The sequence below is a fragment of the Candidatus Hakubella thermalkaliphila genome (assembly GCF_013281975.1).
GTDB classification, from domain to species: domain Bacteria; phylum Actinomycetota; class Humimicrobiia; order Hakubellales; family Hakubellaceae; genus Hakubella; species Hakubella thermalkaliphila.
This window is the reverse complement of sequence record NZ_BLRZ01000056.1, coordinates 1-12396: the sequence shown is the minus strand read 5'-3', so window position 1 is coordinate 12396 and position 12396 is coordinate 1. Positions and strand designations below refer to the sequence as shown.

Here is a 12396-nt window from a genome sequence, read left to right as displayed (position 1 = left end):
CCTCCCCAGAATCCTAAAATGGCTTCCGGTATCTATCTCTCAAAATCCCAATCCAAAATCATTATTGAGTACTTATTGAATTAGCTATTTATATAAATAAGTAAATACGCTATAATTTCTGACTGGTGGGGCCGTAGTTTAATGGTAAAACAACGCCCTATCACAGCGTTGATGCGGGTTCGACTCCCCTCGGCTCCACCTTAGCGTAATTTAACAAATACGACAAATGTACCCGTATTGACAAGTAAAACTGAAAAAGGTAGAATAAAGTCGCTGTGATGGGGCGCCATTAAACCAGGCGGGACAAGAATCCGCAACATTAGAAAGAGGGCCGGAAACGGCCTTCTTTCTTTTGTACATCTCATTTCATACATTTTAACAGATGCTTTAGAAAGGGCGCGAAAGGTTCTACTTCCCCACAAACACAAAGGCTTCGTGCACCTGGGCTCCCTGGGCTGAGAACCAGCTAAAATCCTCCACCACCATATCCAACTGAATTATGTAGTAGCCGCTCCTGTCCGGAGGCTTGATGGGCAGCTCGATGACTGTGCTCTGGCCAGGCGCTACATTCTCAGCAAGATAGCCTCTGGTCCCATCGTCATAGACTTGAAAATCCTCATCCTGTTTGTAGAAGTGATAGCCCAGGCGGACGGGATTGGCCCCGCCACTGTACCAGGTAAAAGAGCTTTTGTTAACCACTTTGATTTTGAAGACCTGCTCGGATCCAATTACCAGAAAAGAGGGCAGGCGAGTGTCGAACTCCACTCCGAACTGTTCCTGGGAGTAGTCGATCTCCTCGGGGGGTTCCGGGGGTTGCTCTGTGCCCTCGGCTTCCTCTGTTGGAGTTTCTGGAATTTCTTCAGGCGCGGAGACGGCCTCCCGGGCACAGGAGGTAAGCGTGATTAAGGAAGTAAGGAGCGCCATAATGATCAATGCCATCACTACAGAAGCTCCTCGATGGCACGCGGGTCTCCCTTCCTCTTTCATTCTCACGTCTGCTCCTTAACCTCGATCACACGATCCAGAGTAGGATTTCCCGCCCTGGAAAACCACACTACACCCTCTAGCACCAGATCATATTGGAGAAGGTAGCTTCCCGGAGCTGAGGGCGCTACCACCGTTAGTTCATAGGTAACGGACTCTCCTGGCTTCAGGTCCTCTACGGGAAGGAAGGCCCTTTTGCCGTCGTGGTACATAACCACTTTTCCGGTCTCATACTCATACCAATGATAACTTAGATTGGTGATTATCCCATAATTACGCCAGGTCTCATAGCCGGTATTGGTCACCTTGACCTTCACATTGTATTCCTTATTTACCTCCATGACCTCCGGAGTGGTACCCAGGTCATCATATTCCGCACCGTACTTGACCGGAGTTTTCCCTTCCAGGATATTCTGAATCATGACCTCAATTTCGTCCTTGCGCGGTATTTCATACCAGATCTGGTTTTCCTCATCAAATTTGGGGGTGGTGGGAATAGTAGCCATGATGAGGTTTTCACGAGGATTGGACTGCCTGATCGGGAGGCTATATCTGAGAATAGTGTCTATGTCCAGGTCAGTCCGGATATACTCCTTGAGCAGTTCGAAGAACTCCGGAATCTTGGCCAGGTTAGCGACAGTGAGATGTTGATCGACCAGTTGACGCAAGAAATACTGCTGCTGATAAACCCTCTCCTTGTCGGCCGTAATGTAAGAGCGAGATCGGACAAAGGCCAGAGCCTGCTCTCCATCCAGATGATGTTCCCCTACCGGGAAGTTGGCTCCAGAAAGTTCATCAATGAGGGGCTGATTTACTACCACGTCCACTCCACCCAGAACATCTACCAGTTTCTTAAATCCCTCAAAATCGACAGTCACGTAGTGGTGAATGGGCAGTCCCAGAAAATCCTGCACTACCTGGATTAAAAGCTCCTCCCCTCCCCAGGCAAGAGCAGCATTTATCTTGTGAGCTCCGTAGCCGGGGATCTCCACCCTGGTATCCCGTAAAACGGATATGAGATAGCCCTTCATCAGCCTGGGATCCAGGCGCAGGAGCATGATGGCATCGGCGTGCCCAGGGCCTCCGTCCTGCAGTTCTGGCCTGGCGTCCTTCCCTACGATGAGGATGTTCAGAGGCTCTTCAGGGGCCGGAGGCTCATCCAGGACTTCGATAACCGTCTCTGAACCCTGAGTGATGTGCTGGTTAATTTCCTCTTTATAGCCCTCCCATCTCTGCCAGATATAAAAAAAGCTCCCTATTACCACCACTATAAGAATGGGAAGAATGTATAGTATCCGTCTAGCCGCTTTTGGCCTTGCTTTTCTTCTTCTCATGGCGTTCAGCAAAAAACCTCTCTAGATAATAAACGGTGGGGCTTTCTCCGTTCTTTCCTCTCTTTTTAGAGGCCATTATGATCACCAGACCGAAGGTGAAGAGCAACATGGTCCCGGCCAGCAGGACCAGGGCAATGAGTTCTCCCCGGCTACCCTGCAAGAATAGGGAGGCCAGGCCAAATACAATACAGATGAAATAGATAAGGAGCACCGCCTGCCACTGCTTGAGACCGGCATCCAGCAGGCGGTGGTGAAGGTGGCCCCGGTCCGCTACAAAAGGTGACTTCCTCTGGATTAACCTGCGGATGACCACCCAGCCCAAATCCAGAATAGGAAAGCCCAACACCAGAAGAGCAGTAGCTATTTTAGCGCTGCCGATGATCGACACTACACCGATCATAAACCCCAGGAACATGCTGCCTGAGTCTCCCAGAAAGATGCGGGCGGGATAGAAATTGTAGGGTAAAAAGCCTAATGCCGCCCCAGCCAGGATAATAGCCAGAAGCGCTGTGGCCAGTTCCGGCCCGCCGGAAGCCAGACTGATGCCAAAAACCACCAGCGCTCCGATTCCAGTTACGCCCGTGGCCAGCCCATCCAGGCCGTCCAAAAAATTAAGGGTGTTGATCATGGCTACAATCCAGAAGATGGTCAGCAGGTCGCCCCACACAGAAATACCGTAGGGATTTCCATTGACAGTCACCAGGAGGATACGAAGGGTATCCAGCTGAATGACCCCACCCAGAGGGTTGGTAATGAAGTCAATACCTATGCCCGAGGCTACTACGATAACTGCAGCAACAATCTGCCAGAAGAGTTTCTGGAGGGCAGTAAGGCCGCGCAGATCGTCCCATACCCCCACTATCAGAATGAGAGAGGCCCCGATGAGGACACCGATCAGGCGCCCGCTGATACCCAGGTGGATGAGGGATATAGCCAGAAAGGATAAAAAAATAGCCACACCCCCTAGGCGGGGGATTATCTGAGTGTGGATGTGGCGTTCATCTCTATTTTTGACGGGGTCGACATAGGCGCCCCCTTTTAAGGCTACCTTCTTGACTAAGGGCGTGAGAATTATGGTCAGAATGAAAGCCCCTAGAAAGGAGGAAACGAAGGCAACATCAGTTGTCATGACTCCTTACCTTCTGTTCGCCTTCCGGATCTTAACAAAGACTAAGTATAGAATAGCAAAACGCCCTTTGTCAATCAAGCAAACACTACTTCCGACCCACTCCCTCATATTCAAAGCCCAGAGCTCTAAGCTTGAGGTGCTCCAGAGCATTGCGGCCATCGAAAATGTAGGGCCGGTTCATGGACTTCAGAATGCGGGTATAGTCAAGATCCAGAAAGCAGTCCCATTCGGTGACCAGAATAAGAGCATCACATCCCTCGGCCACCTGGTATGGGTCCTGGCAATAGTGGACCCCTTTATGCAGCAGACGGCACTTCTCCATGGCCACGGGATCGTAGACCTTGACCTTCACTCCTTCGTTAAGAAGAAGTTTGATCAGAACCAAAGAAGAGGCCTCCCGAATATCATCAGTGTTGGGCTTGAAGGAAAGACCCCACAGGCCGATGGTAGCTCCATAAAGACCCCCCAGCTTCTTTTTGATTTTGACCAGCATTCTGCTTTTCTGCAAATTGTTGACTTCGATCACCGAGTTGAGAAGCTGGAAGACGTAGCCGGTGTTACCAGCCAGTTGTTTCAGGGCCTGAACGTCCTTGGGAAAACAGGACCCTCCATAGCCAATGCCCGCTTTGAGAAAAGAGGTGCCGATTCTCTTGTCCATACCCATGCCCTGGACCACCACGTCAATATCGGCCCCCACCTCCTCGCAGACGTTGGCAATCTCGTTGATAAAGGAGATCTTGGTAGCCAGAAAAGCATTAGAGGCATACTTGATCATCTCGGCGCTCTTGACATCGGTCCTCACCATGGGCACGCCCAGGGGGCGGTAAATGGACTCCATTTTGTCTAGACTTTCTTCATCAGAGGAACCGATGATGATCCGATCCGGTTCCAGGAAGTCCTTTATAGCCGAGCCCTCCCGCAAGAACTCGGGATTGGCGACATAGGAAAAGCTGACCTCATTATCTTCCCTCTCCGCCAGCAGGTGCTGCAGGCCACCCCCGGTGCCCACCGGCACGGTGCTTTTGGTAACTACAATAGTATGGCGGCGGGCGCTGTCCCGAATGCTGCGGGCAGCCTCGTAGATTTGGGAGAGGTCAGCTCCTCCATCCAGAGACTGGGGGGTTCCCACCGCCAGATAGATTATCTCACAGTTGTCCGTGACTTCCTCGATATAGGTGGTAAAAAAGAGATTTCCCCTTTCTTTTCCCTGGGCCACCAGTTCGGCCAGTCCTGGTTCATAGATCGGCAGTTGGCCGGATTTGAGGTCCTTGATGACTTTCTCATCAATGTCCATGCAGTATACAGTGTGACCCATATCACTCAGGCAAGCTCCGGTGACCAGACCTACGTATCCGGTCCCTATGATCCCGATGCGGAATTTATCCATTGCTAATCAGGCGCAGGGGACTGTCACTTTTAAACAACCGGGAATGCGCCCTCACCTCCTTTGACCACCAGTACTCCCTGATTTTCAAAATTGGGACTCCCCGGACACTTTTTCGATGTCTGCCCCCAGGTCTCGCAGCTTTTGATCTAAATTTTCATAGCCCCGCTCAATGTGTTCAATATCGTGAACTTCCGTCTCTCCCTCAGCCACCAGCCCGGCTACCACCAGGGCCGCCCCGGCCCGCAGATCAGTGGCCTTGACTGGAGCGCCCGAAAGGGTAGCCCCTCCATAGACCATTGCGTGATGGCCTTCCACCCTTATTCTGGCGCCCATCCGGTTCAACTCATTCACGAATATAAAACGGTTATCAAATACATTCTCCGTTACTATGCTTACTCCTTCTGCCAGAGAAAGAAGAACCATCATCAGCGCCTGCAGGTCGGTGGGAAATCCCGGATAGGGCAGGGTGGAGATATCTACTGCTTCCAGGGGCTCGTTTCGGGAGACATGCAATCTGGACCCATCTTCCAAAACGTCTACCCCCATATCTCTTAGCTTGCCGATGACTAGTTCTGAGAAGCGAGAGACCACATTTTCCAGGGTTATGTTTCCTCCAGTGGTGGCGGCAGCAATCATGAAGGTTCCTGCCTCGATGCGGTCGGGAATCACCCTGTGTTCTGCCCCATGCAGGTTCTCCACTCCCTGGATTAACAGGGTGGACGTGCCAATACCTTCAATTTGGGCACCCATTTTCCCCAAAAAATGGGCCAGATCACCCACCTCCGGCTCTCGGGCCGCGTTTTCGATGACCGTTTCCCCTTCAGCCAGGCAGGCAGCCATAAGAAGGTTCTCCGTAGCACCCACACTGGGAAAGTCAAGAGGAATAACCGTTCCCTTGAGTCTTCCTTTGGCCCTGGCCTCGATATAGCCATGCCCCTGCTCTATGGAGGCACCCATCATGGAGAGGCCCTTCAGGTGAAGTTCGATCTGCCGGGAGCCAATATTGCATCCTCCCGGCATGGCCACCCGGGCTATGCCCAGTTTGGCCAGAAGAGGACCCATGACCAAAATGGAGGCCCTCATCCTGCTCACCAGCTCATAGGGAGCCACATAATTATTAAGGAAAGTAGGATTGACGAGAAGGTCGTTGTGGCCAGTGAACTCCACCTGGGCCCCCAGAACCTCCAGGACCTGAGCCATGGTGAAGATGTCTTTAATCCTGGGAACGCCCCGGATAATGGACAGATCATTTCCCATAAGAGAGGCAGTCAGAAGTTTAAGGGCTGAGTTTTTGGCCCCGCTGATTCTTACCCGACCAGATAGCTTTTGCCCACCCTGGATGACATATTTAGCCACTACTCAATATACCTTTCCCTACAGTCTACAAAGCCGCCCTCTCGTAGTCCGCAAGCGGAAAAGTGATTGTCTTCTTTATGCGGTCGCTATGTTGAGCAATATCTTCCAACTTCTTATAGACTGGTGCGTCGAAATACCGCTCGCCGCATTTTGCACACACCCACGCTGGCACGTGGTCTATGTAGATCGTACCACCCTTGAAATGAAACTGTGCGCGAATGCGACGATATTGCAGTTTTCCGTCGCAGTATTCGCATGGATCACCATTTATCATTTCCAACCCCCTTACTATAGGACATATGCCGTGATTATCAGAAGCACGTTTGATGGCAAAAATCGACACACAACGCCTCCGGTGCGGCCATCTGTCGTCTCCCCCATAATTTCATAACGAGTACCACGAAGGTCATGCGTAAATTTTCGGGCTATCTTACCTCTAAGTATTACTTAGAAAATACTTGATATTTTCATGGTTCATGGGTGATGAGACCATAATGAAAAATTATGGCCTCTATGTCCACTGCCAGAAGACCATCGTTTGACATCTCTTCATTAGCGTGCGAACTGATGCGATATCTTTGTTCACCAGTTGCTTGTCGCATCCGGTTTAGTACACGCATGAAGCTCTCTTCAGGTCAATAATCGTATCTTGAGTAATCAACAACAGAGCTGACGCAGGTTAAATCTGGCTGAATTATATCAGTTTTTTGTCATTGCGCCAAACCAGCTCGCTGTAATCACCTGCGCCATTGACTTCCATCTTGATGAGAAGGCTAGAAGCTTTAGTTTCAGGCATCAGAAGTTTACGGGAAAGATCCACTGGGCTCTTGTGTGGATTGAGCGGGGCCGCGTTACGTTATACAACCCAGCCGAAAAGAGTTTGCCCGATATGCCGCCTGATCCTTATCACGGAAAAAGAGATGCTTACGTTCGGGTCCAGGTAGCGGGCCTCTACCTCTTCATCTTTTGGCAGAGGCTGCAGAAAGACCAATCCGCAGGAGCGACATCTGACTACCTGGTGGGGGATGCCGGAAACTTGCTGTAGATCGTAAAGATTGCTGCGGCTGTGGGATCCACAGAGAAGACAACTCTCGTCGTTCCTTAACTCATCCTCACCACCAAGATCAGGTACTGTCATAATTCACCTGAGGAGAGATCTTACGGTCTGTAAGGGGATGCTTCAGCCCAGGACTCCGATGCCTCCCCTCAAAGCTCCGGATAGAGAGGGAAATCAGAGGTGAGCTCTTCAACTTGCCGGGCCGCTTTGCTGGCTACTTCCTCATTTTTGATATCGGAGAGAACGGTAGCCATGATCTCGGCAATCCTCTCCATCTCCGTTTTTCCCATACCCCTTTGGGTCATGGCCGGGGTGCCTACCCGGATTCCGCTGGTGATGGAGCGGCTCCTGGTATCATAGGGGATAGCGTTCTTGTTCACCACGATTCCCACTCTGCCCAGAGTGTCCTCGGCCTCCCGGCCGGTAATGCCGTGGTCGGTCAAATCCACCAGAAAGAGATGGATATCTGTGCCGCCGGAGACAATTCTGAACCCTCGATCGCCAAGGGCCTGGGCCAGAGCTCTGGCATTGTCCACAATTCTTTTCTGATATTCCTTAAATTCATCAGAAAGAGCAATTCTAAAACAGATGGCCTTGGCGGCGATGACATGCATGAGGGGGCCACCCTGAATGCCCGGAAAGACGCTTTTGTCAACGGCCTGGGCAAACTCTCCAGTACAGAGGATAAGTCCTCCCCGAGGGCCGCAAAGAGTCTTGTGGGTGGTGGAGGTGGTAAAATGGACATGGGAAATGGGAGAGGGATATACTCCTGCTGCTACCAGACCAGCGAAGTGGGCCATGTCAGCCATAAGCAGAGCACCTACTTCATCGGCAATCTCCCGAAAGAGAGCAAAATTGATGATCCGGGAGTAAGCGCTGGTGCCGCAGATGATTAGTCGAGGCCGATATTTTCGGGCCAGCTCTCTAACCTCATCATAGTCTATGGTCTCTGTCTTTCGGCTGACACCATAACCGTAAGCTTTAAAAAAGCGGCCGGAAAAATTGACCGCAGCGCCATGGGTCAGATGACCTCCGTGATCCAGCCGCTGCCCGAGGATAACATCTCCTGGCTTCAGGGAGGCCATATACACGGCCATGTTGGCCTGGGATCCGGAATGAGGCTGAACATTGGCATGATCGGCCTGGAATAGCTTCCTGGCTCTCTCCATAGCCAGAGTTTCCACCTCATCCACACACGCACAGCCGCCGTAATACCGGTTCCCAGGATATCCCTCGGCGTACTTGTTGGTCAGAATAGAGCCCTGAGCCTCCAAAACGGAGAGGGGGGTAAAATTTTCCGAGGCAATTAAGTTTACGGTCTTTCTCTGTCTGGCCAGCTCCCTGGAAATAACTTCCGATATCTCCTGGTCTTGTTCGATCTCCTCAAACATCTAAGGTACCTTCCTCTATCTGAGTGATTTCCCTTACTCTTCTTTCATGTCTCCCTCCGGTAAATTTCTCCTCCAGCCAGATGGAGACTATCTCCAGAGCTGTCTCAACATCTACAATCTGGGCACCCATGACCAGGACATTGGAGTCGTTATGGCTTCTACTTTTTGTGGCAGTAAAACTATCATGGCAGGGAGTAGCCCGAATGCCCTTTACTTTATTGGCCGCTATGGTCATGCCAATGCCGGTGGCGCAAATCAAAATCCCCCGCTCATTTTCTCCTCTACTAACACTCCTGGCCACCTGGTAGGAATAGAGGGGATAATCCACGCTATCGGGAGAGTTGGTTCCGAAATCGGTAATCTGATGGTTGGTCCTGGTCTCTAAAAACTCCTTGACTTTGGCTTTCAGCTCATAGCCGGCGTGATCGGAAGCAATAGCAATCTTAATAGTAGGACTCCTTTCTGGTCACAATCCCGCATCTTCTGGATCTACCAATTGAACATAGGCGACCCAGCCTGCTTATTGGCCTTCTGGGAGGCCAGGTAGAAATGCTTTTTTAGCCCAGGATTTGGGCAATTTCCTCCCAGCTCAGGGCACCCTTCTTGACTAGTTTAGCATCTCCAGCGCTGACGTCAATAATAGTTGACTCCACTCCATATTTACACCGTCCCTCATCCACAATAAGGTCAACTTTCTCTCTAATGGGGAGAGGTATATCTTGAACGCATCGGGGGCTTTCCTCGCCGGACCGGTTAGCGCTGGTTGAGACAATGGGACTTCTTCCTCAACTGGATAATTCTATCGATTCCTCCCAGATCCTGGTGAATTCCCACCAGCTCAAAGGAAGTTTGTTCCGCAAGATGTAGAATCTCCTGCACCTGTCCCTCCCCTATCTCCAGCAAAAGTTGGCCTCCCGGAGCCAGAAACTGCTGAGCAAAAGGCAGAAGGCGGCGGAAGTAGGCCAACCCGTCCTTTCCACCGTCAATAGCCGCAGCTTCATAGTCTCGAACCTCGGGCTCCAGGCGGGCAATATCTGACTTTTTAATGTAGGGAGGGTTGCTTGCTACCAGGTCTACCTTGCCTCTGAGCTCAGCAGGAGTGATCTGGACAAAATCTCCCACCAGAAAGGTGATTCTTTCTTGTAAACCCAACTTTTGGGCATTGAAGCGGGCCAGATCTATGGCCTGGGCCGAAATGTCCAGGGCGTAGACCAGGCAATCTTTTACTTCTCTGGCCACGCTCAGAGCGATGGCCCCGCATCCAGTGCCCACATCCAGAACCACTGGAGATCCTGAGCCGGTGCGCCTGCCGGCATTCATTACCGGAAAGGGGCAGCTACTATTTGCTCTCACAATGGAGCTCCGGAATTCAGAAGAGCCCAGTACCCCCACAGCACACTCCACCAGAAGCTCCGTCTCCGGCCTGGGAATAAATACGCCCGGCTCGATCCTGAGAATAAGTCCTCCAAAGGCAACTTCCCCGGTGAGATACTGGAGGGGATAGCGTTGGCCTCTTTCCCGGATGAGCTCCTCCACAGCCTGGTGTTCCTGAGGGGTAAGTGTCCAGTGAAAGTTGAGATAAAGATCTACTCGACTTAGACCGAGGACATGGGAGATGAGAATTTCAGCGTCCTGACGGGGAGTTGAGATGCCAGCTTCCGCCAAATATCGAACCGAGGAATTCAAAACTTCCTTCAGGGTGAGTTCCGACATCCTTCATCGGATCCCCAGTTGCTTTATCTTCTCTGTCTGTTCAGCAGCAGCCAGATTGGTTACGAACTCGTCAATCTCCCCCTCTAAGACTGAATCCAACTTGTGGAGGGTCAAACCCACCCGGTGATCGGTGACTCGATCCTGGGGAAAGTTGTAGGTCCTGATCTTCTCGCTCCGATCGCCAGTACCTACCTGAGATCTCCTGGCTGAGGTAATCTCCTCCTGCTGCTGCCTCTGATAGAGATCATAAAGCCTGGCCCTCAGGATGCGGAGAGCTCGATCCTTATTCTGAAGTTGAGACCTCTCATCCTGGCAGGAGACAACTATTCCGGTAGGGAGATGGGTGACCCGGACAGCAGAATCGGTAGTGTTGACCGACTGCCCTCCCGGCCCGCTGGAGCGAAAGATATCCATCCTGAGGTCATTAGGATCCAGCTTCACCTCCACTTCCTCGACCACCGGGAGGACGACTACCGTGGCCGTTGAGGTATGGATTCTTCCTCCGGATTCGGTAATGGGTATCCTCTGAACGCGATGTACCCCTGACTCATATTTAAGCTTGCTGAAAGCCCCTCTTCCCTTAACCTCAAAGATAATCTCCTTGAATCCTCCCCGCTCCGAAGAGCTTACACTGAGGACAGCAAACTTCCATCCCTGTCTTTCCACATATTTGGTGTACATTCGGAACAGGTCGGCAGCGAAAAGGCTGGCTTCTTCTCCTCCGGCTCCGGCCCTGATTTCGACGATAATGTCTTTTCGGTCATTGGGATCTCCAGGTACCAGAAGATATTTGATCTTGTCCTCCAGAGCAGCCATTTCCCGGCGCCACCTGGCCATCTCCTCCCGCAAGAACTCCTGCATTTCTTCGTCGGTCTCTCCTTTAAGAAGATCCTCCGCATCCCGCAGGTTTTTTCTGGCCTCCTTATACTCCCTGACCAGGGCCACAATGTCCTCCAGCTCCGCCAGCAGTTTTCCGTACTCCCTAACCTTTTCGGGATTGGTGGCCACTTCGCGATCGCTCAGCCTCTCCGCAATCTCGTTGTATTTATCTTCGTAACTCTCCAGCTTTTCCAGCAATTCCATGGGCTTTCACCAGCAGTAATTATACACTATTCAATTACTTTTTTAAGAGCCGCCAGGGCCACTTCGATCTGGTCGTCAGAGGGTTCACCGGTAGTCAGGCTCTGGAGAAGGAGGCCCGGATAGAGGAGAGCATGGAGCAGACGGGAGGTCCTGTGCTTACCGGCAAAACGAACGATCTCATAAGAAATGCCTGCCACCAGAGGAATCACCACTATGCGGGAGAGAATCCTGGTTACCAGGTCCGGCCGGCCCAAAAAGGAAAACACCAGAATGCTGACCACCATGACTACGAGCAAAAAGCTGGTACCGCATCGAAGGTGGATGCGGCTATGTTTTCTGGCCGCTTCCACTGTAAGATCCTCACCATTCTCAAAGGCGTTGATCACTTTGTGCTCGGCACCGTGATACTGAAAAACTCTTCTTATCTCTTTGAGAGAGGAGATAAAGAAAATATAGCCAACCAGAATAGCTATGCGAAGGGCTCCCTCAGCCAGGTTATAGACCAGGGTAGATGGAAATAGCCGATCCAGAGATCTGGCCACTACGGTGGGGAGAACAAAGAAAAGGCCTACCGCCAGAGCTAAGGCCATGATCATGGCCAGAGTAACATCCCGTTTGCTCAGCCTGACCTCCTCACCAGCAGCCACATCCGCGGAGTAGGAGATAGCTTTAAGCCCGATTACGAGACTCTCAAAGAGAACCAGGATTCCTCTGACAATGGCTATTCGTAACTGAGGTATCCGTTTGGTAAGAGAGGAAAAGGGCCAGGCGGAAATATCCATCTGAAGGTCCGGCTTCCGCACCGCCACAGCCCATCTATCGGATCCTCTCATCATCACACCTTCAATTACAGCCTGACCTCCGATGAGGGACCTTTTTCCCATCTGCTTAGTCAGCTCCTAATCAGTCTCCCTTGAAAATAACCCAATTTTTATGCGATGTGGTGCGCCGCGGTGCATGGG

The 12396-nt window shown here is 51.5% G+C and carries 14 protein-coding genes and 1 tRNA gene; 1 reads left to right on the top strand and 14 read right to left on the bottom strand.

All coding sequences use genetic code 11. The features are described from left to right. Window positions 1–127 precede the first annotated feature (127 nt). Window positions 128–198 (top strand) — tRNA-Asp (locus tag HW443_RS06470). A 210-nt stretch (window positions 199–408) separates the two neighbouring features. On the opposite strand, the gene HW443_RS06465 is transcribed toward HW443_RS06470, so the two are convergent. The 14 genes from HW443_RS06465 to HW443_RS06400 all read right to left on the bottom strand — a co-directional run bounded on the left by HW443_RS06465 (window position 409) and on the right by HW443_RS06400 (window position 12318). Further along, complete coding sequence (locus HW443_RS06465; RefSeq protein ID WP_176230767.1) at window positions 409–942, bottom strand: hypothetical protein; 534 nt, start codon at window positions 940–942, stop codon at window positions 409–411. 47 nt (window positions 943–989) lie between these two features. After that, window positions 990–2318, bottom strand: coding sequence for an LCP family glycopolymer transferase (locus HW443_RS06460; RefSeq protein ID WP_176235367.1), 1329 nt, complete (start codon window positions 2316–2318; stop codon window positions 990–992). After that, on the bottom strand, window positions 2284–3447 hold the full coding sequence (locus HW443_RS06455) for a glycosyltransferase family 4 protein (RefSeq protein WP_176230769.1): 1164 nt from the start codon (window positions 3445–3447) through the stop codon (window positions 2284–2286). The genes HW443_RS06460 and HW443_RS06455 overlap by 35 nt, the downstream gene beginning before the upstream one ends. Before the next feature lie 85 nt (window positions 3448–3532). Continuing rightward, entirely contained in the window at window positions 3533–4834 is a 1302-nt protein-coding gene (locus HW443_RS06450) for a UDP-glucose dehydrogenase family protein (protein WP_176230770.1), read from the bottom strand. An 84-nt stretch (window positions 4835–4918) separates the two neighbouring features. After that, window positions 4919–6190: a UDP-N-acetylglucosamine 1-carboxyvinyltransferase gene (murA, locus tag HW443_RS06445; RefSeq protein ID WP_176230771.1), complete on the bottom strand. Its 1272-nt coding sequence runs from the start codon at window positions 6188–6190 to the stop codon at window positions 4919–4921. A gap of 25 nt (window positions 6191–6215) precedes the next feature. Then, the gene (locus HW443_RS13915; RefSeq protein WP_176229263.1) at window positions 6216–6464 is read right to left on the bottom strand and encodes a type II toxin-antitoxin system MqsA family antitoxin; all 249 of its coding nucleotides are present in this window, start codon (window positions 6462–6464) and stop codon (window positions 6216–6218) included. A 193-nt stretch (window positions 6465–6657) separates the two neighbouring features. Further along, on the bottom strand, window positions 6658–6810 hold the full coding sequence (locus HW443_RS06435) for a hypothetical protein (RefSeq protein ID WP_176230773.1): 153 nt from the start codon (window positions 6808–6810) through the stop codon (window positions 6658–6660). A 236-nt stretch (window positions 6811–7046) separates the two neighbouring features. Continuing rightward, entirely contained in the window at window positions 7047–7328 is a 282-nt protein-coding gene (locus tag HW443_RS06430) for a hypothetical protein (RefSeq protein WP_176230774.1), read from the bottom strand. 68 nt (window positions 7329–7396) lie between these two features. After that, window positions 7397–8638 (bottom strand): serine hydroxymethyltransferase, encoded by a 1242-nt coding sequence (locus tag HW443_RS06425; protein WP_176230775.1) that lies wholly within the window; start codon window positions 8636–8638, stop codon window positions 7397–7399. Continuing rightward, complete coding sequence (gene rpiB, locus HW443_RS06420) at window positions 8631–9074, bottom strand: ribose 5-phosphate isomerase B (protein ID WP_308751075.1); 444 nt, start codon at window positions 9072–9074, stop codon at window positions 8631–8633. The genes HW443_RS06425 and rpiB overlap by 8 nt, the downstream gene beginning before the upstream one ends. 121 nt (window positions 9075–9195) lie before the next feature. Next, window positions 9196–9411 (bottom strand): L-threonylcarbamoyladenylate synthase, encoded by a 216-nt coding sequence (locus tag HW443_RS06415; protein ID WP_176230788.1) that lies wholly within the window; start codon window positions 9409–9411, stop codon window positions 9196–9198. Beyond that, a complete protein-coding gene (prmC, locus tag HW443_RS06410) occupies window positions 9392–10324 on the bottom strand; it encodes a peptide chain release factor N(5)-glutamine methyltransferase (RefSeq protein ID WP_176237998.1) in 933 nt (310 codons plus the stop codon). The genes HW443_RS06415 and prmC overlap by 20 nt, the downstream gene beginning before the upstream one ends. Before the next feature lie 30 nt (window positions 10325–10354). After that, on the bottom strand, window positions 10355–11428 hold the full coding sequence (gene prfA / locus HW443_RS06405) for a peptide chain release factor 1 (RefSeq protein ID WP_176229281.1): 1074 nt from the start codon (window positions 11426–11428) through the stop codon (window positions 10355–10357). 32 nt (window positions 11429–11460) lie between these two features. Then, entirely contained in the window at window positions 11461–12318 is an 858-nt protein-coding gene (locus tag HW443_RS06400) for a DUF1385 domain-containing protein (RefSeq protein ID WP_176237997.1), read from the bottom strand. Between the last annotated feature and the right edge of the window lie 78 nt (window positions 12319–12396).